Origin of the sequence: Methanoculleus sp. 10, from assembly GCF_913757945.1 — an archaeon.
GTDB lineage: Archaea > Halobacteriota > Methanomicrobia > Methanomicrobiales > Methanoculleaceae > Methanoculleus.
The window spans coordinates 107,479-133,602 of record NZ_CAJYDP010000007.1; the positions used below are offsets into that span (position 1 = coordinate 107,479).

The window sequence follows — 26,124 nt, forward strand, 5'->3', positions numbered from 1 at the left end:
GAAGATACGACAGCGTGAGGAGAGTAACGGGCAGGTCATAGTCTCATGTCAGCGAGGCCGAATCCAGGAGCCAGGGGCAGGCGCATACGTATTGCCGCCGCACTCCTGATCGCTCTGATCAGTATCGTCGTGCTGGTCCTGCACTTTTATCCGCCGGTGCCGGTATCCCCGCCCCCTCCCCGCCGATCACCCCGCTGCCCACGACGCCGGTCGTGCCTCCGGAGGTACCCGGATCGACGGTCGTCGTCGCGGCGAGCGACAGCAGCCCCGCGTCGAAAGCCCGGGCTGACATCCAGTGTGACGGCATCGACGACCAGCGTGACATCCAGGCTGCGTTCGACGCTCTGTCGTCGGGAGGCACGGTCGCCCTGACTGAGGGTACGTTCAACTGTGCCGGGAACATCTACCCTCATGCAAACACCATGCTCCGTGGGGAGGGGCCGGACGCGACGAACCTTCTGTTCAGCAGGAACGGCCGGCTCATCGTCTCCCAGGAATCCGTCACGCTCTACAATCTTCACGTCAGGGGCACCGGCTATCCCGCCGGAGACGACCGCTGGCTCGGCGTGGTCACCATCTATGCGAGCCACGCGAAGGTCCTCGCCGTCGAGGGGACCGCCGATGCGACCACCCAGGCAGTCTTCCTCCTGCTACACAATCCGGACGTCTACGCGCCACCGCTCCGGGACATCGAGTTCATCAACTGCAAGGCCGTGGACACCGGGACCTACGGGTTCCTCCACAATGCCTGGGGGACGGAGAACAAGGTGATCAAAGATGTCCGTTATGAGAACTGCGCCGCGGTCAACTGCGGCAGGTACGGGGCGTTCAACCCCTGGGTGACCGGGTTCGACTTCGCGGAGCTAAACGACATCGAGGGGCTCCGCGTGAAGAACTGTCTCGCGGAAGGGAACCTGGAGTCCGGCTTCCATTTCGAGTGGGACCCGGAGAAGCGGGACTGCATCCTTGAGAACTGCGTGAGCACGAATAACGGGCAGAAACCCTACCCGACTAAACCCTACCGGGAGGACGATACGTCCACGCACTACTTTGGGTGCGGCTATTACGCCCCCCGGGGAGATATCGCCTTCATCAGTTGTTACTCCGAGGGAAACAGCCGGTACGGGTTCTATGCGACGAACGGCGGCAAGCTCTACGGTTGTGTCGACCGAAGCGTCGGAGCCGGGAAGACCGATTACCGGATCATCCAGCCGGCATCGTTCTACGCTGCCCCGACCCGGTCGATAGCGCCGTCTCTGGTGCTTGAGAACTGTTCGAGCATCGACTCGAACGGCTACGGCCTCCAGCTCGACCTTGCAAGCGACGTCTGGATCAAGAACTTCCACCTGGAAAATCCGGCCGGGATCGACGGAAAGGCGACAAACCTTGGCGGGTCGCAGGGGGGGCCGCTCGCTAATTCGGTGGTGAATATCTATGCGTCGGGTGACCGGGCCGAGACGCTTATCTGGGCCAGGAATAACGAAAATGTCGAATACTCGGGTCGGATCGTCTCAAATACCACGAAACCGTTTGTGATCGAGGGGGATCGCACCAGAAAGGTCCGGGTCAAGGACATGGAGATCGTCTCCGCGAGCCTCGCGCCTTTCACCAACGGTGTGGTCCTCACAAATACGGTGCCTGCCGGGGCGGTGACGTTTGAGAACGTGGCTGTTATTCCGGGGGTGCGGTGATGCATCAGGCGTCGTTTTAGGCCCGAGCGCCTGCAGGCACTTCCCGGAGTGTTGCATGGGTTCTGTCAACGGCCGGATAGTTGGGTAGTCGAAGGATCGGAGACTGTTCGGCGATCGTCGGTGCTGGAGCCGGTTCTTCCCCTCCCCGCGGGGGATACCTGTACGCTGCTCTCCGGCCTCCCCGCCCCGCCCCCCAAGGGCAGGGGCAGTGCCGCGGGTATCCCTCCCCGCCTCTGTTGGGTGCGGCCGCTGGTGGCTGCCGCCCCGGCCCGCTGAACGTGGGCCCCCTCAATCTCCCGGGACATTTCATGGGTTTTGCCGGACAATCCGGGGCTTGTTCACTCACAAGGGTTCCTTCCCCCGACCCCCGGTCAGGGCGGATTTCCTCTGGGGCGCACGCGCTAAAGTTTTATTTTATATATACTAGTTTCTATAATCACTTAGATTTAATATTGAATCCAAATTTCTTATTCTAGTGGAATATGATTGATATTTTAGGATTCTGGGTCACCATATTTGTTCAACTAAATTGAAAAACATTTTAAATCAATCCTCTCAGATAATGCAGTATCTCCCGAGAGGTGAGATAATGCGAGATAGACGGACAACGAAGCTTCTAATCGCAGTGTTCCTGATCGTCGGGCTCGTCCCGATCGTCGGGGCACTCGAGACGACCCCCACCACGATTGTCGCGGCAAGCGACAGCAGCGCGGCTGCTAAAGCAGCGGCTGCCTACGTCTGTGACGGGGTCAATGATCATGTGGAGATTCAGGCAGCACTGAATGCCCTGCCATCATCTGGCGGTGTTGTCCTCCTTTCCAGCGGCACATACAACTGTGCAGGGATCATTGCTCCCAAAGCAGGCTCTACTCTCAAGGGGGAGGGTGAAACAACGACGAACCTCGTCTTCACCCGCGACGGTCGGATCAACGTCGACCGTGAGTACGTGACCCTGGACGGGTTCCACGTCAAGGGCAGCGGCTACAGCAGCAACGTCAAGTGGCTCGGCGTGCTGACCGTCCGGGCCAGCCACGCGAAGGTCCACAACATCACGGGAACGGCGGACGCGAGCATCCAGGCGGTCTACCTCCTGATCCACGACCCGACCGTGTATGCCCCGACCCTTCAGGACGTCGAGTTCGTCAACTGCAAGGCCGTGGACACCGGGACCTACGGGTTCCTCCACAACGCCTGGGGCACGACGAACAAGGTGATCCGGGACGTCCGCTACGAGAACTGTGCCGCGATCAACTGCGGCAAGTACGGGGCGTTCAACCCCTGGATCACCGGGTTTGACTTTGCGGAGTTAAACGATATGGACGGGCTCCGGGTGACGAACTGCCTGGCGGAGGGCACGCTGGAGTCCGGGTTCCACTTCGAGTTCGACCCGAAGGTGACAAACGCCGTCCTTGAGAACTGCGTGAGCAAAAACAACGGGCAGAAACCCTTCCCGACCCGGGCCTACAACCCCAACGACATGTCGACCCACTACTTCGGGTGCGGCTACTATGCCCCGAACTGTGACGCGACGTTCATCAACTGCACGGCGGAAGGCAACTCCATGAACGGGTTCTACACAACGAACGGCGGGAAACTCTACAACTGCGTTGAGAGGGAGACCGGCATCGGGCGGACCGACTTCTCCTATCGGGTGCCGGCCGGCTACTACAGCGTCCCGACCCGCTCGACGAACCCCTCCCTGGTGATGGAGAACTGCACGAGCATCAACTCGAACAGCTACGGCCTCCAGGTCGACCTCGCGAACAACGTGAAGATCCGTAACTTCCACCTGGTCGATCCGGTCGGATACAACGGCAAGGGCGCAAGCCTCGGCGGCACGAACGGTCAGTTCGACAACGCCGAGGTGAGCATCTATGCGTCGGGCAACCGTGTGGAGACGCTGGTCTGGGCGAAGGAGAACGTGAATACCGTCTTCTCCGGCCAGATCGTCTCCGATGCCGCAAAGCCGTTCGTGATCGAGGGGTATAGAACCAAAAACGTCCTCGTGAAGGATATGGAGATCGTCTCTAAGACCCTCCCTGCCGGATCCTCCGGCGTGACCGTCGTCAGCACGGTTCCGGCCGGCCAGGCGACCCTCCAGAACGTGAAGGTAGTATCCTCCGGCTCGCCGGTGCCAACCCCGACCGTTCCGGGTCCCGCCCCGACCCCCACGACACCGGCTCCCTCCGGGAAGCCGGATCTCGTCGTGACCGATATCTCCTGGGAGCCGGCGAGCCCGGCCCCGGGGAGCGCGGTGACGCTCCGGGCGACGATCAAGAACCAGGGCGATGCCCCCACGCCTGCGGGCACAAAGCACGGCGTCCTCTTCACGTTCGATGACGGGGCCGCCGGGCCCGGTGTCTGGTCCGACACCCACACAGGGTCGATCGCGCCGGGTGCATGGGTTACGGTGACCGCAAACGGCGGCTCGGCCGGCGCAACCTGGAAGGCGGTTGCCGGCACGCACACCGTGAAGGCCCACGTGGACGACGTCAACCGGATCGCCGAGAGCGACGAGGCGAACAACGTCAGGAGCGAGCAGATCACGGTCTCGGGCGCTGCAGCCACCCCGACGCCGACCCCCACGACACCGGCTCCCTCCGGGAAGCCGGACCTCGTCGTGACCGGCGTCTCCTGGGAGCCGGCGAGCCCGGCCCCCGGGAGCGCGGTGACGTTCTCGGCAACGGTCAAGAACCAGGGCGATGCCCCCACGCCGGCGGGCACAAAGCACGGCGTCCTCTTCACCTTCGATGACGGTGCGGCGGGTCCCGGTGTCTGGTCCGACACCCACACGCAGGCAATCGCGCCGGGTGCCTCCGTCTCCCTGACCGCGAACGGCGGTTCGGCCGGTGCGACCTGGAAGGCGGTCGCGGGCACGCACACCGTGAAGGCCCACGTGGACGATGTCAACCGGATCCTGGAGAGCGATGAGAACAACAACGTTATGAGGAAGGAGATCGTCGTCGGAACCAGCCCGGCTCCCGTCAGGGGAGACCTCAACGGAGATGGCAGCGTTGACTGGGCCGACGTAATGGTCGCCGCCGAAATGGCACATGGGAAGGCTAAACCCACTACGGCCGCTGATTTCGATGAAAACGGCGCCGTTGACTGGAAGGATGTCGCCCTGCTGGCCGACTTCTTCTTCGGCAGGACCGCCTCCCTGTAACGTCTGGAGCGGGGGACCGGGGACGATCCCCGCCTCCCGCCCTGTTTTTGCCGCGATCGTCACCCCGCGTTTTGCCGGTCCCCGGGAGATAGTGCGAACGATCCTGAATTATCAGGTCCTGCCTCGCGCTCGCCCTCACCCCAGATGCGACCTTCCGGAACGGGCCGGGAGGGTGTCAATCGTGCGAGAACCGACCGGTACCCTCTTCCTTTGAGTGCACCGGTTATCGGGAATCGATGCAACGTGGTCTCCTGTCCGGGCGAAGATCCCCGGGCTCGTGGCGGGGAGCACGGCCTCGAAGAACCCCCCTCGCGCGCCCCACAATCCGCAGGCGGCCGGAGCGGTGGATACATCTATATAGGTGCCGTCCGATAGTGGCGGCCGATGGCAGTAACCCTCCCTAAAAACTTCAACGAGGTCCGACAGCACTTCCAGGAGCCGCTCATCAGGAACTCGTTCTTCATCATGGCATCATCGTTCGTCGCGGCGGGATTTGGGTTCTTCTTCTGGATGATCGCGGCCCGGCTCTACTCGCAGGCCCAGGTGGGCGTTGCAACCGCCCTGATGTCGTCCATGGGGCTCCTTATCCTCATATCCCGGCTCGGCCTGGACCAGTCGGTGATCCGGTTCTTTCCCAGTCGCGACAAGAACAGGGTGCTCGGGACCGCCATCATCGTCCCGACCGCGGTGGCGCTCGGCGCGGGGCTGATCTTCATCGCCGCGATCGATGTCATATCTCCCGAGCTCGCGGTCGTCAGGACGGTCGCGCCACTCTATCTCATCTTTCTTGGGGCTTACTCCATCACCTGGGTGCTTGAGGGTGCGCTCAACGCTCTCCGGAAGTCCGAATACTATTTCACCCTGAACCTGCTCTACGGGTCGCGGATCCTCTTCCTCGTCCCCCTGGTCTTCCTCGGAGCGATGGGGATCTTTTCCGCCTTCGGTCTCTCGTTCGTCCTCGGGCTCGCCCTCGCCCTTGTCCTCCTCGCCCGGTGCTCCGTACGGCCGGCACCGGGTATCGACCGGGCCTTCCTGCGGGAGGCATGGCAGTTCTCTGCCGGCGCATACGTCGCCGGGATACTGATGTCCGCCCCGAACATGGTCATCCCGATCATGGTGCTCCACGTGCTCGGGGCCGAGAGCACCGCCAACTACTACATCACCTACGCCATCGTCTCGATCCTCTTCATGATCCCGTATGCGTTCACGACATCGCTCTTCGTCGAGGGGAGTCACGGCGGGGAGATGAAGAAGAGCGTGCTCCGGACGCTCGCGGGCATGTTCGCCCTGCTCATACCTGCGATCATCGGGCTCTCCCTCTTTGGGGAGCAGATCCTCGACCTGATCGGCAAAGACTACGTCGAAGGGGCGGCCCTGCTCCAGGTGCTCGCGCTGTCCGCCCTGTTCGTCTCCGTCTGCCAGACCTTCATATCCATCGCCAAGGTCCGAAGCGATATCCGGAGCCTCATCATCCTCAGCGGGTTCGTCAGTGTCGCCCTGCTCGGGCTCGGCTACACCCTGATGCACCGGTTCGGCCTCATCGGCATGGGGTACGCGTGGTTCGGCACGTATGCGGCAGGCACGCTCCTTGTCGGCCTGATCCTGAAGAGGAAGGGGTGGATGTAACTCCCTTTGGGGTGCAGGCCGGGAGGTCTCTTCCCCGTTGCCGGTCTGGCTCCCGGTCATACGAGCGCCAGACCGGCGCCGTCGGGGTCCGCGAGATCCCTGCTCCGGTCACCCCTCTCACCGGTAGTAGACGACGGAACCGGCGTTATCATAGATCCGGTTCTGGTTCCGGGTGAACCTCCCGGCATCGGCGTAGTCCGCCGCGGTCACAGCGTGCTCCTGCACCTCGATCCGGACGCTGTCCCGCACGAGGTTATACGTGCCGAAGTAGAGGTAGGAGCCCGGCTCCACAAGCGACGCACTTGCCGGGAGGTATCGCTGGTGATCCGGATTAAACCCGAGAAGGAGCCACCAGCGCGTACCATCGACGTAGATGGGACGCTCGTTCCCTTCCGACAGGAGCCATCGCGCTCCCTGCACCTCTTTGCCGTTGAAGACCGGTTTGTCCCCGGAGGTTTCGAGCGCCATCGATGTAGGGTTGTCGTCCGTGACCTGGTAGATGAGGCCGGTGTTGAAGAGGAGGAACACGACGAAGAATGCCGAGAGCGCCTGGAAGGCTGTTCCCATGAGCGGCAGGGCCGTGGCCGCACGGATCCTCCCGGCGACCGCCTCGTAGAGCGCTATGCCGCCGATGATCGCGAACGGGGCAAGGAGGATCAGGGTGATGTGATAGAGCCGGCTGGTGTTGAGCGAGCTTGCAAAGAAGGGGACGGCGATGCCGGCTATGTTGATGAGGAAGAAGACGAGCGAGACGGCGAGATACTCGGGCTCGATCCGCCACCGGTCGCGCCTGGTGAGGGTTGCAAACAGTCCCACGGCGATGAGCCCCTGGGTTGCGATATGGACGATCTTTGCCAGGCTGTGCAGGGGTGTGACGGACTGGCTGGTGAGGATGTGCATCCCCTGGACAGTCGCCGGGTTGAAGGACTCCGCAAAGAGGGTGCTTACTATCTTGTCCCCGATGCCGGCGATGGTGGCAAACGCCGTGCCTTCGGCTACCGTCGAGTACCAGAGGTAGGTGAGGACGGCAAAGACAAGGATGTAGGGGAGGACGAGCGTCCGGAGCCCTGATCGGGAGGCGGTTTCCTGCGGGGCAAGCGGGTCGCGCACCAGGGCGCCTGCCATCCCGCGGAGCCTCTCCAGGATGCCGGACGGCAGGTAGTCGGGGAGGATCAGCAACAGCCACGCCGGTATGAGCGAGAAGAGGTAGATGTACGAGAGGCCGTAGTGCGAGACGATCATGGCAAAGCCGAAGGTGACCATGAGGAACGTGCGCCGACCCCGGTCCATGGACTTGTCGACCATCGCAAGCACGGTCAGCGCGAGGAAGAGTTCCGCGATCTGCTGGCGGGCGAGGGAGATCATCTCGGTGTAGAACGTGAAGAACGAGACGAAGAAGAAGACCGAGAAGAACCCGATCTTTGAGTTCGTCTGCTTCTCGACCACCCGGTAGAGCCCGAGCGGCACGAGCGCGAAGAGGAGAGGGTAGAGGATCTTGAAGACCCAGACGGGGTCGAGATCGCATATGAGCGAGTAGGTGGGGACGAGCATAACGACCGAGAGCATCGCGTTTGTGTTGTAGGGGATGGTCATATCCCAGATCCCCGGCATCAGCACGTTGTTTGCAAGGTGGAGCTCGTGGTGGATGTCGTAGCCCCAGATGTACTCCGATATGAGCGAGGTATGGTAGAGGAGCGAGAGCGCGATGGTGTAGACAGCGAGCGGGTAGCAGGATGCCGGGATGAGCCGGTCGAACCCGACGGCGAGGCCGATGATGGCGATCAGGACGAGGAGCAGGAAGAGGAGCGTGACCATGTGGTATTCGTTGCGGATGTATGTCCCGACGATCGCAAAGAACGGGAGCAGCGCGAGAAACGGTGCCGCGGGCGGGGGGATGGAGACCTCCAGCCCTGCATGGCTCGCGCCGGTGTGTTCCCGGTCGCGGGTGAGCGCGAGGTAGAGCAGGACCTGTACGACGCCGACGATCGTCAGAAAGAGGATCTCAAAGGAGAACGGCCGTGCATAGCCAAGCAGCGGGTAGGCGGTGTTGGCGAAGAGGCCGGTGATCATGAGGACCGCAAGGCTCAGCCCGACCGAGTAGAGCGCCGTCTCGATCGTGCCGAGATCGTGGAGCCTGAGCGCCTTCAGTACGAGGATGCCCGGCAGGAAGGTGAGGTAGACGAAGGCCAGGACCTCCCGTGCGATCGGTATATGGTAACCGATGAGGTCGAGGCAGACTACGCCGACGAAGGCGAGCTGGAGCGCCTGGAATGCCCAGAAAAACGTCTTGTTGTCCCAGTCGTTCATCTGAAGCGGGTTAGGCAGGTGCATTGTACCTCCGGGGATTGATCAGGAACCAGCTTTGCGCGTGCAGGGGGCAACTCCCTCTTTCCGGTCTTTGTCGGGCCTCTGTATCGTGCACTACTACGGGCCCGCCTATTAATACCTTGTGCCGGATGGGCCGCCCCCCGGGGGCTGTCTCTGCCCCTATCGAGATCTGCCGGTACTCTGCCCGGGCTACCGTGCACCACCGGTCGAGCAGGGCCCCTGCCTGCGGTCATCGCTCTTTCCCGGCGGCCGGGGCCGTCCCGGTGAAGGTCCTGTCTGCAGGGGTCTTTCCCCCCTCCGGAGTGGGTGCGAGGTCGTTATAGACCGCGAGGATGGACCGTACGATTGTAGACCATGCCATATCCGTCTTCAGTTTCATGTAGCCCTGCTCTCCCATGCGCCGGCACGCGTCCGGATCCTTAAGCAGGCTCACGATCGCATTGGCGAGCGCCTCCGGGTTGCGGGAAGGCACGATATACCCGGTCTTTCCGTCGTCCACGACCTCGGGCAGACTTCCTGCGTCGGTGACCACCACCGGTTTCCGGAACCCGTATGCGGTCGGTATGACGCCGCTCTGGGACGCTTCGACATACGGGAGCACCACAACGCTCGCCTGCTGGAAGAGCCGGGCACCCTCTTCATAGGGTATCCTGTAGTTGTAGACCTCGAATGCGTCCCGGTTCGCCATCATAGCCTCGTACCTCCCGAAGTCTTCGCCTGTGCCGGCGATGACGATCCGGGCGCCCGGAACCTCCCGGGTGATGAGCGGTTCCGCCCGGATCAGGCAGTCGAGCCCCTTGTAGCGGTGGATACGGCCGAAGAAGAGGACCCGGGGGATACCGGGCTCCCGCCCCTCCTCTCTGAACTTCACAAACGGCGCCACCTCGTGCTCGCCGATCGGGATGACGTGCACTCTCTCCCCGGGAACACGGTAATTCTCTACCAGGGTCTTCTTGAGAGCTCTCCCGTGCACGAAGATCCGGTCGGTCAGGGCCCGTGACATGAACAGGGTGAGCCGGTAGAGCAGGGGACCGATATCCAGGAGGCGGTCTTCGCCGGGGTGCGGCTCGATGTCGTGGAACGTCGCCACCAGCGGGTACCTCCGGAGCATCGGGATGAGCGGGCAGAGCATGGGGTTGTTCACCTGGAAATGAACGATATCGGGCTCGAAGTCATGGATTGCATCGACGATATCCCGGATCAGCGGGTAACAGGACGGGCCGATCCTCCCCGCGTACCGGGAGTAGCCGAAGATGTGAACCTTCACCCCCGGGTCGATGCTCTCCAGGTACTCGTCCGTCCTGTAGTCCGGGAGGAGCAGCAGTACCTCGGTGTGCCGGGCGAGCTCGTTTGCCATCTGGATGGTGTAGTCGTAGAACCAGAAGGTCAGGCATGCCACTCGCATAGGGGCACTCTCTGCGGGGATGTTCTATATAGGTATTGCGTCCCGGGGGGCCGTTGGCCCGGACGATGTGCGACCGGTGGCGGTGAGCCCAACAGCGCCCATAGAGGGGATCCCTCGCCCCCCGGCGGTCTCCCGCACGCCCCCGGAGAGTATGGTCCCTGTATCCCGGTATACCGGGTAGCCCGGGGGTACCGGGGGATTTGCCGGGCCGTTGCCGGATGATAACGGTCGGAGCCCCCGGACCATGCCGGCGCACGAACCCGAATTTCCATCCGCTTCGCGTGAATGCTTCCCGGGGATGGCCGATCCCGGCAATCGGTGTCGAAAGGCGCGAATATTAATACGTTTTGATTTTAATTTTGATGGGCATATAATATTCTTTTGCATTACCCGGTCTCCTTTCTCGAATAACTCTCTCCATATAAACCGGTTATAATAGGGTTATATGGCCAAATCTCTCTTTTCAAGAATTTTATTTTCTCAAAAAAATATTTATAGTGTAATCAAAAGACGGTAGTTCTACCTCACAGAGAGGCTGAATGGCATGACAGATAGGCGAAAGATACCAAGACTCGTTGCACTGCTCCTGGTGTGCTGCCTTATCCCGGCATTCTCTCCGGTAAGTGCTGCCGGGTCTGCAACGGAGGCCACGCTCACCGTGGCTGCAAGCGATAGCACCGAACTGTCGAAGACCCAGGCAGACTATGTCTGTGACGGAGTCGACGACCATGCTGAGATCCAGGCAGCGCTTGCCGCACTGCCGGAAGGCGGTAAGGTCGTCCTCTCGAACGGTACGTTCAACTGTGCGGGTGTCATCGCTCCGGCAGGCGGCACGACGCTCTCCGGCCAGGGCTCCGATGCGACGAACCTTGTCTTCACCGGCGACGGTCGCATCAGCGTCGACCGTGAGTACGTGACCCTGGACGGGTTCCACGTCAAGGGCAGCGGCTACAGCAGCAACGTCAAGTGGCTCGGCGTGCTGACCGTCCGGGCCAGCCACGCGAAGGTCCACAACATCACGGGAACGGCGGACGCGAGCATCCAGGCGGTCTACCTCCTGATCCACGACCCGACCGTGTATGCCCCGACCCTCCAGGACGTCGAGTTCGTCAACTGCAAGGCCGTGGACACCGGGACCTACGGGTTCCTCCACAACGCCTGGGGCACGACGAACAAGGTGATCCGGGACGTCCGCTACGAGAACTGTGCCGCGATCAACTGCGGCAAGTACGGGGCGTTCAACCCCTGGATCACCGGGTTTGACTTTGCGGAGTTAAACGATATGGACGGGCTCCGGGTGACGAACTGCCTGGCGGAGGGCACGCTGGAGTCCGGGTTCCACTTCGAGTTCGACCCGAAGGTGACAAACGCCGTCCTTGAGAACTGCGTGAGCAAAACAACGGGCAGAAACCCTTCCCGACCCGGGCCTACAACCCCAACGACATGTCGACCCACTACTTCGGGTGCGGCTACTATGCCCCGAACTGTGACGCGACGTTCATCAACTGCACGGCGGAAGGCAACTCCATGAACGGGTTCTACACAACGAACGGCGGGAAACTCTACAACTGCGTTGAGAGGGAGACCGGCATCGGGCGGACCGACTTCTCCTATCGGGTGCCGGCTGGCTACTACAGCGTCCCGACCCGCTCGACGAACCCCTCCCTGGTGATGGAGAACTGCACGAGCATCAACTCGAACGGCTACGGCCTCCAGGTCGACTTCGCCAAAAACGTCCAGATCAAGAACTTCCACCTGGAAAATCCGGCCGGGATCAACGGCAAGGGCGCAAGCCTCGGCGGCACGAACGGTCAGTTCAGCGACTCATCGGTCGATATCATCGCCTCCGGCGACCGGGTCGACACGCTTGTCTGGGCAAAGAACAACCAGAATGTCAGGTACTCGGGCGAGATCACCTCCGACTCCCCCAGGGCATTCCTGGTTGAGGGCGGCGGGAACGTCCAGACTTCGGGCATGAAGGTTACGCCTGCCGGCGAGTAAAACTGATATCCGGACCTGGATCGAGTCCGACCCCAATTCTTTTTTGGTTTTTGCAGAGGGCGTTTTGCGTCTGCGGGAGAGCAGGTTTCAGTACTTTACTCAGTTGCCATCCGATATCGAGCACTGCAGCCTCGCGTGATGACTTAGAACGGAGTTAGTAGCATCTGGACACCGGGCTTCGCAGCTTCGTGCCCAACGCGAGAGGCTGTATTGTTATCCTCATCCACTACTGCATCGACTCTCAATTACCGGCACTCTCACCAGAGGAGATCATCGATCGTGTTTCGCACCGTCCGGGCGTTTGCATCCCCGGGCACGGATTTTCCCGGGTATTCCCATGCACCGTCCCTGCCCCGGGAGGGGGGCGGGGGCTTTGAGGAGGAACGCATGGTGCCCCGCCTGCGGGGAGGAGAAACCCTCCCGGTCCCCTACCCCATGGCGATAGCCACCACGGTCCACTCCATGGGGGAGATCCCGGAGGAGGACCGGATACGGCTCATCCCCGGGTATCCCCACGCACTGCCCCCGATCCTCGCGGTGGGGCGGGGAGGAGCACGAAGCGCGGGCGGGGTGGGGGGACAGAGGAGCGCTCTGTGGGGATGGGGCGAAGGCCAGATATGGCCCGTTCGTTTGGAATCACTGCACTAACTCTCGCGTTGCCGCGAAGTTCACGAAGTTCGGTAGATGGGTTTGCAACTCCCCTTCGCGGATCTTCGCGAGAGGCTCGATCGCTATGCACACCCGTTAACTCTCGCGTTGCCGCGGAAATTTGCGAAGGAAAGTCGATAGTTTGATCTCCTGAGGGTGGTCTCAAACAGGTGAGCGATACCTGGGTTTTCGGGCCTCTTAGAGGCTGCAGCATAATCAGATCCCCGCCGGTGAGCGCTTATCTGCCCCGCGGCCTGCGGCAGCCCGGTCGCCGTTTGCTACGGTCGTATACAGGGCCTCGATATCATGGACGATCGCCCGCCAGTTGTACCGTGTCCGGACGAGCTCCTTCGCCTGCTCGCCGAACCTGGTCCGCAGAGCGTCATCGGCAAGCAGGCGTCCGATGGCACCGGCAAGCGCCTCCGGCGTGTACCCGGTGTTGAACCCGACGGTATTGTCGACCCATCCAAGGAAGTCCCCGTATCCCGTCGTCACGATGGGCGTTCCGCAGAGGCATGCCTCGAGGAACGTGACGGGAAAGCCGGTGAAACTCGGCGTCACAAAGACGTCGGCGTCGGTGAACGCAGCCATCTTGTCCTCCCTGCTCACAAACCCGGTAAAGATCACCCGGTCGTCGAGGTTAAGCGACCGGACCCGCTGCCTGAACTCCTCGTTGTGACCCATGTCGCCGCCCACCAGCATGAGGACGGCATCATCGAACTCCCGCCTGACCTCTCCAAACGAGCGGATCAACAGGTCGATCCCCTTTGTTGGGTCGAGTCGCCCAAGGTAGAGCACGACCTTTGTGGCGTCATCGATGCCCCACGCTGCACGGAACCTGCCGCGGGTAGGAAGGTCAGGGTACTCGGCGAAGTCAATGCCGTTCGGTATGATGGCGATCCTCTCTTCATCGACGCCTAGCTTGCGGTAGCGCTCCGCCTCCGTCTCGTTGAGCGCGATCACCCCCGCGGCGCCGAGGATCACCTTCTTCGCCCAGAGGATGTCGAACAACCGCTTCATCCGCGCAGAGCCGGTGTCATCAGGGAGTGCCCCGTGCGCCTGGAGCACATAAGGCACGTTGTACTTCTGCGCGTAATGCGAGGCGATGACGGTGAGGAGGGTGCGGTGGTCGTGGATGTGGACAACATCAAACTGCGCAACCTCTCTCTTCGCGACCGCCGGCATGCGGTAGGGCATCACCGGCGGGGTCACGCCGGGGACGTACTTGCGTAAGTTCTCGAAGTAGTAGACGTTCATACCATCGACGCAGGTTGCCCGGTTTGTCGGCAGGTCGCTTGGGTAAATGCTCCGGTTCGTTGTATAGACCGTGACAGAGTGCCCGTTCTCGTGAAGATTCCGGGAGATGTCGTATGCAACCCGCGCCACTCCCCCCGACTCCCAGAGCGGTTTGAAGAACGGCGTGACCTGTAATATTTTCATGCATGTCCCCCTGCATATCTTTGTTTCAATCGTCTCCTGATCGCGCCCGCATAACAGTTCAGGCAGAACGGGGTCACCAGCCAGACCCCGCATTCGATCAGGGGGGCGAGCCCATGCCGCCGGATGCGGTAGCGGTAACTCTCCAGATTGTACACGAGATACTCCTCGCCGACCTCCTCAAACCACCACTTCCGGGTGACCTCACCGTTCTGGACACGCTCTGAACACTCCGTGATCCAGCGTTGCACCATCTCCCCCGTCCGCCCCTCCGCCACCTCTGGCTGGAAATCGTCGTTAATGAAACAGGGGATGACCATATAGTCCCGGATACCGTCACGGTCAAGGTCCACCGAGAGGATCATGGTGCTCTTGATCTTCTCCCTGAAAAGTTCGGTATCGAACTGGAAGTTCCCAAGGGAGTAGGCGATCAGGCCGTCCTTATACCGTTCCAGCCCCTGGATGGTATGCGAGTGGTGCCCGAGGATCAGGGTTGCCCCGTTATCGATGAGGTCGTGTGCGAGCCTGACCTGGGCCGGAGAGGGGTAGTAGACGTTCTCGACCCCCCAGTGCAGGGAGACAACGACATGGTCGCAGTGATCCTTCAGCCACCTGATATCGTCGATGACGGCCTTCCTCTTCAGCCTGGATACGGTGACACCCGGCGGCGACCGGAACATCCCGCTCGTGTAGCCGAGGAACCCGAACGTGACCCCGTTTCGCTCGACGATCAGGCCCCGCGGCGGCTCGTCGCCCCGTGCGCCGCCGATGTAGGCGATACCGTGGCTTTCAAGCACACTGAGGGTCTTCTCAAACCCTTCCTGCCCCATGTCGAGCGTATGGTTGTTCGCCACGCTCATGATATCGAATCCGGCCTCCTTGAGATATTTGCCCGCCTCCGGCGAGGTCGTATTGACCCAGCGCTTCCTGCTCGGGTCGCCGCTCTTGGAGAGGACTGTCTCCAGGTTCCCGAAGAGCAGGTCCTTCTTTTGGAGCTCGTGATGTATCAGGTCAAACGGCCTTTTTCCGTTCCTGGTCCAGAGCAGCACGTCTCCGACAGCCCGCAGCCGCACCGGCATCATACCACTCCCCCGGCAAAGGAAGGCCCGGGCCTGTAACCCGTCTTCATCGCCACCTCCTGCGGGTTCCGGCTCTCACCGGCCAGGACCTTCGTGTAGAGATCCCCTGGAATACTGTCTTCCTCCCTCGAAGCGTTGAGTTCCAGACAGGCAGTGCAGCGATATATACCTTTGCCCTGATTGCGGCTCCGGGCGGGCCGCTCCCGGCGCTTCCGGCGGTCCTGTGGGTCACCGGGCTCCATGTGGTGCACAGAACGGTTCCGGCATTGCACCGTCGGGGTGCCGAACCATTAACAGATCTTACGCCGATTATATGATCGACAGATCCCCCGGCAGATGATGAGAGTTACCCCCACTGATGATGTGATGAAGCAGGGGTCTGATGCCGTTCTGTATCCATCCTGAGAGCCGGTTTCTCGCACCGGGAAGGCGCGGCGCCCGGGTCCGGCCCCTCTCCGCCTCGAATTCCCCCCTTCCGGGGTAGCGGGGGATCGTAAGGACCGGTCGGGTGATTGCAGCCGCTGTTTCCTGCAGGATCCGCCAGAGTAAGACGGTATACCGGCGGTCTTCGATCCGTAGAGATGAACGGGACGGGGCATTCCCGCCCGAAAACATGGGAGAACCGGCTATGGCCGCACCCCCGATCCGTGCCGCCATACCTCGCCTGTCCGGTTCTGCACCCGGTCAATGAAAGGTGTTTTTCATTCCTCGAACCGGGTTTGGAGGGCGGAGCAGGTATTCCTGGTGTACGGTTGCTGCCGGTAAAGTACTTATACCAGGAACAGTATGACACAGTGCCCAGGCGATGCGATGGAACAAGCATCTCCCCCATGTACAGCATGGGTCTACAGTCCGGATGCTCCCGGCCACAGGAGGGAGTGGTTCGGCATCACACCGCGAGCGCTCAACCGGGGGGACAGGTAAGGTGCATCGATCTGGTTCAACGTTTTCTGTCATGGCCGGGATTCCTGCTTATCGGAGAGAGATCGTTATCAGGGAGGCGGTTCCCGGTCTCAGCAGGGCTTCCTGCTTCACGTTTCTTCCGGTGCCGGCCTCCGCCGGCTGCGCCTCCCGTCTGGCTTGCACCCCTGGCACGGGTGCAGGGTCACACGCCGGTCGTTGTGTAACCCCCGCGTACGGGCGGGCACCGGCTGAGAACCCCGACAGCACCTCTGTTTTGGCGGGTGGGAGCCGGAGTCGGCCGGGGTACTCCCCGCCTCTCTCCGACACCCTGAGAGGGGGTAGCTCCGACACCACGGGAGGCGATCTTACCTCGTCCATCGCATTCCAGGGCGGGTCGAGCGCCGGAATGGCAGACCCGGGAACCACAAAGGCCGGCATGGGCTCGTTTGCCGTCGTTGTCCCCGCCTACAACGAGGGCCTTGTCATCGGCTCGGTCGTCCTCCAGGCAAAGCGGCACGCCGACCGGGTCATCGTCGTCGATGACGGCTCGGCGGACCGAACCGCCGCGATCGCCCGGCTTGCCGGGGCAGATGTCATCAGGATGCCGGAGAACGGGGGGAAGGCGAAGGCGATGATGGCCGGGTTTGCCCGGGCACGGGACCTTGGCTACGAGGCCGTCGTGATGCTCGACGGCGACGGCCAGCACGACCCCGACGAGATCCCGGCCGTGGCAGCCCCGGTGCTTGCGGAGGAGGCGGACCTGGTCATCGGTTCCCGGTTCCTGGAAGGCGGGGCGGAGATTCCTGCTTATCGCCGGGCCGGCCAGATGGTGCTGAACAGGTTCACGAACCTCTCGGCGGACGGCGGCGACTTCGTGGCGACAGATTCTCAGTCGGGTTTCCGGGCGCTCTCCCGCCGGGCTCTTGAGAACCTCACCTTCGCATCAGAGGGTTACAGCATCGAGTCAGACATGATCGCCCACTTTGCCCCCCTCAACTTCAGGGTGACCGAGGTCCCGATCTCCGTCACCTACGGCGTCCCCCACAAGCACAAGAAGAACCCGATCTCCCACGGCTTCGGGGTGCTCACCCGGATCGTGGAACTTATCGGCCACCGGCGGCCATTGCTCTTCTTCGGCGTCCCGGGAGGCGTCATCGCCCTGTTTGGGATTGGCCTTGAACTCTATACGTTCTCCGAGCTCTTCCGGGCAGGCCAGTTCCACTACGTTGTGTTTATCCTCGGGATAACTGCGCTCATACTCGGGCTTTTGTTGATCTCGTCGGGACTGATCCTGAACTTCCTGGTATTGATAATGGGACGTCGTGCCAGTGAAACATGAATGTGAGGGGAGTGGCGCTCTCCAGCAACACCACCTGGTACCTGCAGCTCGTGATGGATCTCGCGCTTCAGGCCGCCCGGGCAGCATCCGTTCTCCCCCGATTTTAACCTGCGAGGGTGAAGCGGGACGGTTCGCACGACATTAGCAGCTCCGGCAAACCCGGGAGGCTCGTCCCTTCAGTCCGGCAGCTCTGCCCCCTTTGCAAGGGTATACTGAATCCTCATGCTGGGTGAGCGGACTGTTTCGTCCAGGACCACCTGGTTCAGGCTGACCTCACACCTGAGACCCTCAGAGATCATGCACGCGATCAAGCTGCAGATCGAGCAGGGGCAGAGCGTGCAGGACGCGGGAGACGCCTCCCTGCGGGAGGTGCAGCCGGAGAGGAGCAGATAGTTGTGCAGGTCGAACGTTACCGTGTCGCCTTCCTTCCTTACCTCCAGCCGGTCAGCGACCGAGAGAAGGTCCTCGCACACCTCCCGGATCGTCCCCATCAGCAGGCTGTACTCATGGGGGAGTATGAGGTCGTTGTCGCGTTTCAGATCGTCAAGGATGGGGCCCGCGAGGGGCGGCCCCAGGGTCCCCACACTCCCGCTATGATGCGTGAATCCTCCTCCGTCTCCCTGGGAGGGCCTGCAGTCGAGCCGGATCGGAATGAACTGTACCACTCTTCCGTCATCGCTCTCCGGCGGAAGAAAGATCGCGGCCCCGTTGCCGCCCAGATCAAGGATGATGTTGCCCAGGGCAGGGATGCCCTGCATGGAGAGCCGGCTTGCCAGCCGCGCATCTACAGAATCACCTCCACCGAGCGCAAAGAGGAAAATTCCCCCGATGAAACAGGTCGCGCTCAGCATAAGGAAGGGGCTTTGCAGGTACCCTTGTGGATCCATGAGCAGGGCTGCAAGAATGAGCAGGGGTGCAAAGCCGATGAGGAGGTATGCACCGGTCCTGTAGCGGTTATATTCGTTTATCTTCATGACTATCACCCGGATGGAGCCTGCGGCTGCGGTACGGTATCCCTTACCTGCCGTTCAGCTCCAGTACTCGATCAGCTCCAGTATCCTCAGGCAAATGACCAGGCCAAAGAGAGCTGCACCGGCTACTGCCATGCGATCTATGTTGCGGATGTAGTCCGGTTTTGAGAAGACCGGGCGAATCGTGTAAGTAATGGTGAAGAACCCCACAAGCGCGACGGCTATAAAAAGTCTCAAATCCGGGCCGTAGAGTACGCCCATAAGGTTACTTGCGGCGAGCATCCAGACCATGAGAACGACTGATGCTATATCCTTTTTATGCATCGCTGGACCTATCCAGACTCGTCCATATTATATATAATACCTGCGACGGCCTGAGCGGACCCCGGGGGGAGGCCTGCCGGTCCGGGGTGGTCCGTGCTCAGCCGGTCATCTCCCCGTGCAGGAGGTTTCCCGTGGTCAGTCTCGACCTGCAGAGGCGTCGGGCGGTTGGATGCCGCTCACCCCCGTATCCCGGCGGTCGAACAAAACATATATCATTGTTCCCGGATGTAGGTGGGAGGGTTTCATGCCGGGTTTCTTCAGCAATGTCTTCAAACTGACGACGGGCACCATGATCGCGCAGGTCGTTGGCATCCTCCTCATCCCGGTAGTGACGCGGGTCTATTCACCGGAATTTCTCGGGGTCTCCCAGCTCTTCCTCTCCATCGCAACGGTGATCGTGGTTATCTCATCGTTCTCCTACCATTTCGCCGTCATGCTGCCGGAGAAGGATGAGGACTCCATGACTGTCTTCGTGCTCTGTATCCTCTGTATTCTGTGCACCTCAACCGTAGCCGGCGCTGTTGTTGTCGGGTTTGCCGACAAGATCGGGGAGATCTTTGCAACAGCGGCTATCGCCGATTATCTCATATGGGTCCCGGTCTATGTCAGCCTCAGCGGTCTCTCACTGATCCTGACCGAGTGGCTCTCCCGGAAGGTGAAGTACGGCATCCTCTCCCGGGAGATTGTTACGAGTTCTATCTCGACACGGGTGTTTCAGATCGGAGGGACTGATCGCCGCCTCCCCCCTGGGCCTCATCCTTGGTTCGGTGGCGGGTCTGACCCTTTTGCTGTCCGGTACAATGAATTTCCCCTTTACGAGAACACTGCAAGCCTCGCAAACGGCATGTCCTGGGAGTTGCCTGCCTTCATGCTCAGTTTTTTCTTCAGCCCCATCATTCTCGGGTACTATGCCCTCGCTATGATGGTGGTAAGAATGCCCATGACGATGGTGGGGACGGCTGCCTCACAGGTCTTCTACCAGAGAGCGAGCGAGGAGAAGAGCCTGACCGGGGGTGTGCAGACCGTCGTCCAGGCGATCCATACGCGGCTCATCGCCGCCGGGATCTTTCCCTTTATCCTCTTCATCATCCTCGCCGAGGAGCTCTTCACCTTTATCTTCGGCACAGACTGGCTCACTGCCGACACCTATGCGAGGATCCTTGCCTCCTGGCTCTTCGCCGTCTTTGTCGTCTCACCAATTACAACCTTGTTCGGTGTTCTAGAGAGACAGAGGGTCTTTTTGCTCGTCGAGGCCATGATCCTGTGCGCATGGGTAGTCGCCTTTTATGTCGGCGGCACTTCCGGCAACCCCCTCCTAACCCTCACCCTCTTCTCCATCGGCGGCATGCTCATGTGGGGAGCGAAGAGGGCTTACCTCATACGGGAGTCGGGGGCGGGATACCGGGGAGCGTTCTCAGCCTGACCCGGCACTTGCTGCTGAGCATCATCATCTCTCTCCCCCTCGCGCTTGCGATGTTCATGGAGTTCCCGTTCTTCCTCCTTAGAATAGCCGGCATAACTGCGGTTGCCTACTACTTCCTGATCTTCTTCACCGATGCCCTGGTTCGCAAGAGATCATCGGGATGGTCCTTCCAGAGCATATCGATAGGATGAAGCGATTGGGCCTGTTGTGATGAGGGGCTCGGCGGAAGTTACTTTAGGGTCAGTAGAGGGAGTCCGCATGCCGTTCTTCCGCCACCATGCCTCAACCTCTCTGCAACTTGTCATCCAGGCGCCCTTCTCACGACCATACTCAAGGATCTTCCGGTAGAATTGAAGCGACGCACCAGTCATGTATGTGTTATGCCAGAGGACGGTGATCACACCGTTATATCGTTCGACGGTATCGAGAAGACGTTCCGTCTGGGCCCAGGCCTGCTCCATATTCAACCGCATATTTAAGAGCAGCGTCTGGTCCATTATTGCAAGCGGAATTTCCAGGATCTCCATTTCCTGGTTGGTATTCATGTTGAACGGCTGGAACGGGTGGCACATCCCGTTCCGAAATCCAGTGCAGTCCGGATAACCGAGGGTGGTGTCGTAGCGAAACCCCGCTCGCTCCAGCAGTTCCCAGGTATCCGGCACCCGGAACTTGAGGAAATGATTCCTGTACCCGCCTACCTTCTGGTTCAGTACTTTCTCAAGGTGCCGCTTCTCCCTCTTTAACTTCTCAAGGTCCAAGTAGGCCTCACACCCCCCATGCAGGCCGATCTCCCACCCCCTGTCCTGGAGCATACACATCTCCTGCTCCAGATCCCCGAGTACGTATGCGTATCCTCTATCTTCCTCCTCCTCAAGGGCCAGGAAATAGAAGCTGGAGGATGCGCCATAGGACGCCTCGAGTTCGGTGATCTCCCTGAAGTTCCAGAAGGGGAATTTTTTCGAGCGCAGTTGCGGAATGATGCGGCTGGCACGCGCGAGATCCCGATCTTTCAGCGCTTTTATGATCTCAAATCCCTTGGTATGGAGGGGTCGGTATACTGTATCGATGTCATGCGTGAGGCAGATAGCAAAAGGCTGCGACTCCGGGTATTCAAAGCACAACCCACCTTCTATCAGGGCCTGCGATGCCCAGGGCACTGCTATGTCCCGATGGCGACTCCTGTAGTAGGGGAATCGATCGTATCGATCCCGATTGCGGATCTCGTACTCTTCCTCTCTGGTGAATAGATCCCAGATCTCTCTGTCTCGCTTGAGCAATTCTATCATATGCGGCCGTCTTCTGCTGATACCTGATTTTGATTATATATACTTTTCCTGTGAGCCGTTGTATTCAGCCCTGCTCCCGAGCGGTGGAACAGTCGCAGGTTTAACCTCCTGCCGGTAACAGGAGACGAACGCCTTAATTGCACGGCGGCACTATCCGGAGAATCGCCAGGGTACCTGCTCTCCTTTAGTCTCTTGAGGGTACGGTACCCGAGCCGGGTAAAGTCTACACCATAGTAGGGGAACAAGCCCGGGATTGAAACCGGAGTTGAATGTGCTCAGGCGAGGGTGGTTTCCTGCCATCAGGTTTATTGCTCTGAAATCACGCTCTTTGAGCGAGGTAAAGAATCATAGCAGAGGAGCGAGGCCGCCCCGGTGGAGAGGTGTTCCGGGGCGGCTGCGGCGGACCAGCTGTGAGCCATCTTTGCGTCCCACACGGTGACTTCGGCCGCAGCGATCTCTCCTGAGGGGGTGCTGGCGATCCGCATCTCCCCGATTCCCTTCTCCTCTATCATAGCCAGCATGCCTGTAAAGTGCCTCTCAGAGGTTGTTTACCCTGCTTTGCGAATGTGCGCGCCATGAGCTCCCAGAAGATGCCGAAGTCAAATTTCCTGGTCGATTGGATGTCCTGCTTCTGGGCCTTGCGTATATTCTGTCGCACATCCTTTGAGACTGTCTTGAGGATGTTGCCCTCCAGCGGGAGTAGATAGGTGTAGTAGATCGTCGTGTTCCATCCCCCTCTGGACAGACGCCCGAATATTGGTAAGACCCAGGGAGTTTACCAGGTTCACACAATCGAATTCCTGCCAGGCGATATACTCCAGGAGCGCGGTGATGATCCGGTTCGCGTGCGCCTCCCTCCTCCGCTGTTTCGCACCCTCGATCTCGGTTACTATCATCCCGCCATAGGGAGTCAGGGCCGCGGTTGAGGTAGCCGGCCCGAGAAGGTTGTAAGGGCGTGACAGGTAGAGGGGACAGCCCCCGATCAATTCTTCGCCTTCATAGCATCCCAGCGGGACCAGATCCTGACTCTGCAGGGAAGCATTCTTAACCAGCCAGTTACTTGAGTGAAAGACCGCTCCCTGCGCTGAACCGGCGACCAGCGTATCCCACGCGCAAAGATCGTCGCCCCCGAGTTCTCTTACCTCCAGTTGCAACATCAGACAGATCTCCCGGCCTGTATTGGAATGTTGCACAGTGTTATATATTTCGTTCTTCGGTGGATATTTTCAAATTTATGGCCACCAGCACCGATCCTGAAGCTGAGATCAGTCCAGATCAGTCCGGCAGAAAGTTCGTGTCCGAGAGTGGCCCTGGAAAAGACGCTAGTACTCTAAGAAACAACTGGTTATGGGAAAAACTCTCACTCTGTGAGTTTTCGCTATGGCTGCAGGCCATCGCTCAACGTAATTCGGTCAGATTCTCTGAAATTGGTTTTCAGTTACATCCTGGAGCACTGCTGCGATGGCCGGCCTGTATCTCCATAAAGACCTATTCTAACAGATGCTCTACACACCCATGGGGTGGTTTTCATACCGCCAATCAGAACGAAAAGTATATTGCCTCCCCTCGATTGGATAGGGGGACAAGGAGATCCCGTGGTGAGCTTCCTCAGCAACATCTTTAAAATGACGACCGGCACCATGATCGCGCAGATCGTTGGCATCCTCCTCAGCCCGATAGTGACGCGAATCTACTCCCCGGAATTTTATGGGATCTTCCTGCTCTTCTTCACCATATCAAGCATACTTGTTTTCCCCTCCTGTTTATCCTACCAATTCGCTATCATGCTCCCAAAAGAGGACGAGGACTCGGCCAACATCGTCGCCCTCTGTCTCATCCTCGTCTGCGCAACCTCAGTGGTAAGCGGGGGGGTCTTCATCCTCCTCTCTGAATGGGTCGGGGAGGTGCTCAACACCCCAGAGATATCTCAATATCTCCTATTCCTGCCTGTGGTCGTCTTCTTAAACGGCCTTATAGTGGTGATAAACTACTGGTTGTCCCGGAGGGTGCGATTTGGCGCGCTCGCCACCGCACAGGTGGTAAACTCAGTCTCAAGCAAGGCCGCCCAGATCGGAGTCGGGATCGGGTCAGCATCACCACTGGGGCTAATTCTTGGGCTGATCGTCGGATGTGGGGCAGCCCTTCTGGTCATGCTCAAGGGGATCCAGGAGGATTTCTCTCTCTTCAGGAAGGCTGTCAATCTTGGCAGGATAAAGCGATTGGCCAAAAGGTACCGGAGGTTCCCTCTTTTTACCTCTTGGTCAACCATGGCGAACTCAGTCTCGCTCCAGATTGCCCCCCTGATGCTCACCACATTCTTCAGCCCCACCGTCGTCGGGTTCTACGGTATGGCTCATATGGTCGTCAGCATGCCCATGAGCCTCATCTGTTCCGCGACCGGGCAGGTCTTCTTCCAGAAGGCAAGCGAGGAGAGGAACCAGACCGGGAGTGTGAAGACTGTTGTGCATGAAGTCCACCAGCGGCTCGTCTCCATCGGGATATTCCCGATCCTGATCCTGATGATCATCGGGGAAGAACTCTTCACCCTTATCCTCGGGGCACAGTGGGCTACGGCGGGGGTTTACGCCCAGCTCCTTGCGCCCTGGCTCCTTCTCGACTTTATCGCCGATCCTCTCTCAACGATCCTCGTCGTGTTTGAAAAACAGACCGTTGCACTTGCCTTTCACCTGACACTTCTCTTCTCGCGTATTGCTGCTCTCTACGTGGGAGGGATCTATGGCAATCCGGTCATCACCATCGTCTTATTATCGCTCACCGGGGTCGTCTTCTGGGGCTGGATGGACCTTTATATCCTCAAGGTCTCCGGCATAGCGTACAGAACCGGACTGGAGGATTTCCTCAGATTCCTTCTGGTCGCCCTCGCGGTGGCGACTCCATTGATCGTTGTCGAGTATTTATCACTGCCTCTATACATACTCCTCATCGTCGCCGGGATCGTGACTTGCATCTACTATGCGGTCGTTATCTCCGGGGATCCTATCTTAAAGAAGGAATTTACGGGGGTCCTACAGGGTATGGGGGTCCTACGGGAAGTCCGGCCATGAAGGTTGAAATGGATTTCCATAATCACTGCTACCAATGGACCGAAGTTCACGCTGATGGCGTTACATGCTGGCTGAAGGGAACGTTCTTCTATGAGAATGAACCCCTCCAGGGTGTTGATGTCGTTCGCCTCCTCTCTTCAGCCCTTGAGGATTCCCAGATCGACCATGAAGCCCTGAGGCCCCTTCTCCCAGCCCTGAACGGGAACTTCGCCCTTGCCCTGGAGACTCCCTGGTACATTTTCTGCACGGTTGATCGTGTCAGGAGTATTCCTCTCTTCTACGTTGTGGACGAGGATGAGGCTCTCTTTTCAGATGATGCGAACTACCTCCGGGACCGCCTGAACCCCCTTCAACGAAGTGAACGGTGCTGAGTTTCTGGTCACTGGGTATGTCACCGGCCCCGACATCCTCTTTGACAGGATATCCCAAGTCCAGGCGGGGGAGTATCTCGTCTACGATAAAAGGGATGGATCTCTCGCCAAACATTTTTATCACCGTTTCTGGCACGGGAGTTACTTCTTGGACTCTGAAGAAGACCTGTTGGACCGGCTTGACGAAATCTTTGTGTGCATCTCCCAGCGGCTTATCGAATCCACGGAGGGTCGCCAGATCATGGTCCCTCTGAGCGGGGGACTGGACTCCCAGACTGTTGTTGCGATGCTGAAATGGCTCGGCGTGGAGGACGTGATCTGCTTTAACTACGGGAAGAAGGGTAACAGAGAGGCAGATATCAGCAGGCAGGTGGCGGAGGCGTTGGGGTACCAGTGGTACTTTGTGGAGTACACTAAGGACAAGTTGTATGACAACTATTACTCAGATGAGATGCAGCGCTACCGCGAGTACGGAGGAAATCTGGTATCGCTTCCTCATACCCAAGACTTTTTTGCCATCAAGGAACTGGAAGGAGAGGGGAAAATTCCCGAAAATGTGGTCTTTGTGCCGGGACATAGTGGTGATATGATTTCCGGTGGTTATATTTTCACGGGATTATGACCAAACCCAAGCCTATACCTTCGAAAAATTCTTGGTAGATAATCTAAAGATACAATATAATCGCTGGAAGTGGAATGAGGCTGAAACTGGGCCTCTTTTCAGAGACAGGATTCGGAAAAGTGTAGGGGATATCTCGGTCCATGGTAATGACTCCTATGCGAATGCGATAGAATTGTTTGACCTCAATGGGCGGCAGACAAAGTTCATTGTTAATTCTGTTCGAGTCTATGAGTTCTTTGGATTCCAGTGGCGGATCCCGCTGTGGGATACAGAATTGATTGATTTCTTTTTGCAGGTTCCGATATCGTGTAGAATAAACCAATTGTTGTATAAAATTATGCAAAGAAACTTTTTACCCCGCAATTGCAACCATTGTCTGAGATTGAATGTACCACAGGCACATCGAGCAATTCAGAGGGTATGAGATCATCCCCGGGTT

At 59.5% G+C, this 26,124-nt stretch carries 22 protein-coding genes; 13 read left to right on the top strand and 9 right to left on the bottom strand.

All coding sequences use genetic code 11. The annotated features are described in order from the left end of the window. The first annotated feature begins 212 nt into the window (after positions 1-212). From QZ408_RS09630 to QZ408_RS09640, 3 genes are all read left to right on the top strand, one after another. Positions 213-1,691: a hypothetical protein gene (locus tag QZ408_RS09630; RefSeq protein WP_292491196.1), complete on the top strand. Its 1,479-nt coding sequence runs from the start codon at positions 213-215 to the stop codon at positions 1,689-1,691. Positions 1,692-2,280: 589 nt separating this feature from the next. Further along, positions 2,281-4,857, top strand: a complete 2,577-nt coding sequence (locus QZ408_RS09635; protein ID WP_292491197.1) for a CARDB domain-containing protein — start codon at positions 2,281-2,283, stop codon at positions 4,855-4,857. A 384-nt stretch (positions 4,858-5,241) separates the two neighbouring features. Beyond that, the gene (locus tag QZ408_RS09640; protein WP_292491198.1) at positions 5,242-6,483 is read left to right on the top strand and encodes a polysaccharide biosynthesis protein; all 1,242 of its coding nucleotides are present in this window, start codon (positions 5,242-5,244) and stop codon (positions 6,481-6,483) included. 117 nt (positions 6,484-6,600) lie between these two features. Here the strand turns inward: QZ408_RS09640 and QZ408_RS09645 are convergent, their stop codons facing one another. Continuing rightward, positions 6,601-8,814, bottom strand: a complete 2,214-nt coding sequence (locus tag QZ408_RS09645) for a DUF2206 domain-containing protein (RefSeq protein ID WP_292491199.1) — start codon at positions 8,812-8,814, stop codon at positions 6,601-6,603. A gap of 226 nt (positions 8,815-9,040) precedes the next feature. Continuing rightward, positions 9,041-10,216: a glycosyltransferase family 4 protein gene (locus QZ408_RS09650; RefSeq protein ID WP_292491200.1), complete on the bottom strand. Its 1,176-nt coding sequence runs from the start codon at positions 10,214-10,216 to the stop codon at positions 9,041-9,043. A gap of 544 nt (positions 10,217-10,760) precedes the next feature. Between QZ408_RS09650 and QZ408_RS09655 the strand changes: the two genes are divergently transcribed. The 3 genes from QZ408_RS09655 (at position 10,761) to QZ408_RS09665 (ending at position 12,865) form a co-directional block, all read left to right on the top strand. After that, positions 10,761-11,747, top strand: coding sequence for a glycosyl hydrolase family 28-related protein (locus QZ408_RS09655; protein ID WP_292491201.1), 987 nt, complete (start codon positions 10,761-10,763; stop codon positions 11,745-11,747). After that, on the top strand, positions 11,660-12,217 hold the full coding sequence (locus QZ408_RS09660; protein ID WP_292491202.1) for a hypothetical protein: 558 nt from the start codon (positions 11,660-11,662) through the stop codon (positions 12,215-12,217). The genes QZ408_RS09655 and QZ408_RS09660 overlap by 88 nt, the downstream gene beginning before the upstream one ends. A 387-nt stretch (positions 12,218-12,604) precedes the next feature. After that, positions 12,605-12,865: a hypothetical protein gene (locus QZ408_RS09665; RefSeq protein ID WP_292491203.1), complete on the top strand. Its 261-nt coding sequence runs from the start codon at positions 12,605-12,607 to the stop codon at positions 12,863-12,865. Positions 12,866-13,081: 216 nt separating this feature from the next. Here QZ408_RS09665 and QZ408_RS09670 read toward each other — a convergent pair whose 3' ends face one another. Next, positions 13,082-14,305, bottom strand: coding sequence for a glycosyltransferase (locus QZ408_RS09670; protein WP_292491204.1), 1,224 nt, complete (start codon positions 14,303-14,305; stop codon positions 13,082-13,084). Continuing rightward, complete coding sequence (locus QZ408_RS09675; RefSeq protein WP_292491205.1) at positions 14,302-15,384, bottom strand: CapA family protein; 1,083 nt, start codon at positions 15,382-15,384, stop codon at positions 14,302-14,304. Before QZ408_RS09675 ends, QZ408_RS09670 begins: the two co-directional genes overlap by 4 nt. Positions 15,385-16,690: 1,306 nt before the next feature. On the opposite strand from QZ408_RS09675, the gene QZ408_RS09680 reads away from it, so the two are divergent. After that, the gene (locus tag QZ408_RS09680; RefSeq protein WP_292491206.1) at positions 16,691-17,623 is read left to right on the top strand and encodes a glycosyltransferase family 2 protein; all 933 of its coding nucleotides are present in this window, start codon (positions 16,691-16,693) and stop codon (positions 17,621-17,623) included. Positions 17,624-17,799: 176 nt separating this feature from the next. Here the strand turns inward: QZ408_RS09680 and QZ408_RS09685 are convergent, their stop codons facing one another. Further along, on the bottom strand, positions 17,800-18,597 hold the full coding sequence (locus QZ408_RS09685) for a hypothetical protein (RefSeq protein WP_292491207.1): 798 nt from the start codon (positions 18,595-18,597) through the stop codon (positions 17,800-17,802). Between the two features lie 54 nt (positions 18,598-18,651). Then, positions 18,652-18,918 (bottom strand): hypothetical protein, encoded by a 267-nt coding sequence (locus tag QZ408_RS09690; RefSeq protein WP_292491208.1) that lies wholly within the window; start codon positions 18,916-18,918, stop codon positions 18,652-18,654. A 244-nt stretch (positions 18,919-19,162) separates the two neighbouring features. Between QZ408_RS09690 and QZ408_RS09695 the strand changes: the two genes are divergently transcribed. Beyond that, a complete protein-coding gene (locus QZ408_RS09695; RefSeq protein WP_292491209.1) occupies positions 19,163-20,341 on the top strand; it encodes an oligosaccharide flippase family protein in 1,179 nt (392 codons plus the stop codon). An 8-nt stretch (positions 20,342-20,349) separates the two neighbouring features. Continuing rightward, positions 20,350-20,532 (top strand): hypothetical protein, encoded by a 183-nt coding sequence (locus QZ408_RS09700; protein ID WP_292491210.1) that lies wholly within the window; start codon positions 20,350-20,352, stop codon positions 20,530-20,532. Here the strand turns inward: QZ408_RS09700 and QZ408_RS09705 are convergent. From QZ408_RS09705 to QZ408_RS09715, 3 genes are all read right to left on the bottom strand, one after another. Continuing rightward, entirely contained in the window at positions 20,494-21,627 is a 1,134-nt protein-coding gene (locus tag QZ408_RS09705; RefSeq protein WP_292491211.1) for a polysaccharide deacetylase family protein, read from the bottom strand. The two genes, QZ408_RS09700 and QZ408_RS09705, sit on opposite strands and share 39 nt — an antisense overlap. A 305-nt stretch (positions 21,628-21,932) precedes the next feature. Beyond that, positions 21,933-22,148 (bottom strand): hypothetical protein, encoded by a 216-nt coding sequence (locus tag QZ408_RS09710; RefSeq protein WP_292491212.1) that lies wholly within the window; start codon positions 22,146-22,148, stop codon positions 21,933-21,935. 78 nt (positions 22,149-22,226) lie between these two features. Beyond that, entirely contained in the window at positions 22,227-22,784 is a 558-nt protein-coding gene (locus tag QZ408_RS09715) for a hypothetical protein (RefSeq protein WP_292491213.1), read from the bottom strand. 441 nt (positions 22,785-23,225) lie between these two features. Here QZ408_RS09715 and QZ408_RS09720 point away from each other — a divergent pair, with 441 nt between their 5' ends. The 4 genes from QZ408_RS09720 to QZ408_RS14895 are packed head-to-tail and all read left to right on the top strand — an operon-like array spanning position 23,226 to position 26,109. Then, positions 23,226-24,692, top strand: coding sequence for an oligosaccharide flippase family protein (locus QZ408_RS09720; protein ID WP_292491214.1), 1,467 nt, complete (start codon positions 23,226-23,228; stop codon positions 24,690-24,692). Further along, a complete protein-coding gene (locus QZ408_RS09725; RefSeq protein WP_292491215.1) occupies positions 24,689-25,063 on the top strand; it encodes a hypothetical protein in 375 nt (124 codons plus the stop codon). Before QZ408_RS09720 ends, QZ408_RS09725 begins: the two co-directional genes overlap by 4 nt. Continuing rightward, positions 25,050-25,685 (top strand): asparagine synthetase B family protein, encoded by a 636-nt coding sequence (locus QZ408_RS09730; RefSeq protein ID WP_292491216.1) that lies wholly within the window; start codon positions 25,050-25,052, stop codon positions 25,683-25,685. The genes QZ408_RS09725 and QZ408_RS09730 overlap by 14 nt, the downstream gene beginning before the upstream one ends. After that, positions 25,660-26,109, top strand: a complete 450-nt coding sequence (locus QZ408_RS14895) for an asparagine synthase-related protein (protein ID WP_365995925.1) — start codon at positions 25,660-25,662, stop codon at positions 26,107-26,109. The genes QZ408_RS09730 and QZ408_RS14895 overlap by 26 nt, the downstream gene beginning before the upstream one ends. The last annotated feature ends 15 nt before the right edge of the window (positions 26,110-26,124 follow it).

Coding starts and splice junctions, on each gene's coding strand:
- QZ408_RS09635 (WP_292491197.1), top strand. CDS start 2,281: ATGCGAGATAGACGGACAACGAAGCTTCTAATCGCAGTGTTCCTGATC.
- QZ408_RS09640 (WP_292491198.1), top strand. CDS start 5,242: ATGGCAGTAACCCTCCCTAAAAACTTCAACGAGGTCCGACAGCACTTC.
- QZ408_RS09645 (WP_292491199.1), bottom strand. CDS start 8,814: ATGCACCTGCCTAACCCGCTTCAGATGAACGACTGGGACAACAAGACG.
- QZ408_RS09650 (WP_292491200.1), bottom strand. CDS start 10,216: ATGCGAGTGGCATGCCTGACCTTCTGGTTCTACGACTACACCATCCAG.
- QZ408_RS09655 (WP_292491201.1), top strand. CDS start 10,761: ATGACAGATAGGCGAAAGATACCAAGACTCGTTGCACTGCTCCTGGTG.
- QZ408_RS09660 (WP_292491202.1), top strand. CDS start 11,660: ATGTCGACCCACTACTTCGGGTGCGGCTACTATGCCCCGAACTGTGAC.
- QZ408_RS09665 (WP_292491203.1), top strand. CDS start 12,605: ATGGTGCCCCGCCTGCGGGGAGGAGAAACCCTCCCGGTCCCCTACCCC.
- QZ408_RS09670 (WP_292491204.1), bottom strand. CDS start 14,305: ATGAAAATATTACAGGTCACGCCGTTCTTCAAACCGCTCTGGGAGTCG.
- QZ408_RS09675 (WP_292491205.1), bottom strand. CDS start 15,384: ATGATGCCGGTGCGGCTGCGGGCTGTCGGAGACGTGCTGCTCTGGACC.
- QZ408_RS09680 (WP_292491206.1), top strand. CDS start 16,691: ATGGCAGACCCGGGAACCACAAAGGCCGGCATGGGCTCGTTTGCCGTC.
- QZ408_RS09685 (WP_292491207.1), bottom strand. CDS start 18,597: ATGAAGATAAACGAATATAACCGCTACAGGACCGGTGCATACCTCCTC.
- QZ408_RS09690 (WP_292491208.1), bottom strand. CDS start 18,918: ATGCATAAAAAGGATATAGCATCAGTCGTTCTCATGGTCTGGATGCTC.
- QZ408_RS09695 (WP_292491209.1), top strand. CDS start 19,163: ATGCCGGGTTTCTTCAGCAATGTCTTCAAACTGACGACGGGCACCATG.
- QZ408_RS09705 (WP_292491211.1), bottom strand. CDS start 21,627: ATGATAGAATTGCTCAAGCGAGACAGAGAGATCTGGGATCTATTCACC.
- QZ408_RS09710 (WP_292491212.1), bottom strand. CDS start 22,148: ATGCTGGCTATGATAGAGGAGAAGGGAATCGGGGAGATGCGGATCGCC.
- QZ408_RS09715 (WP_292491213.1), bottom strand. CDS start 22,784: ATGTTGCAACTGGAGGTAAGAGAACTCGGGGGCGACGATCTTTGCGCG.
- QZ408_RS09725 (WP_292491215.1), top strand. CDS start 24,689: ATGAAGGTTGAAATGGATTTCCATAATCACTGCTACCAATGGACCGAA.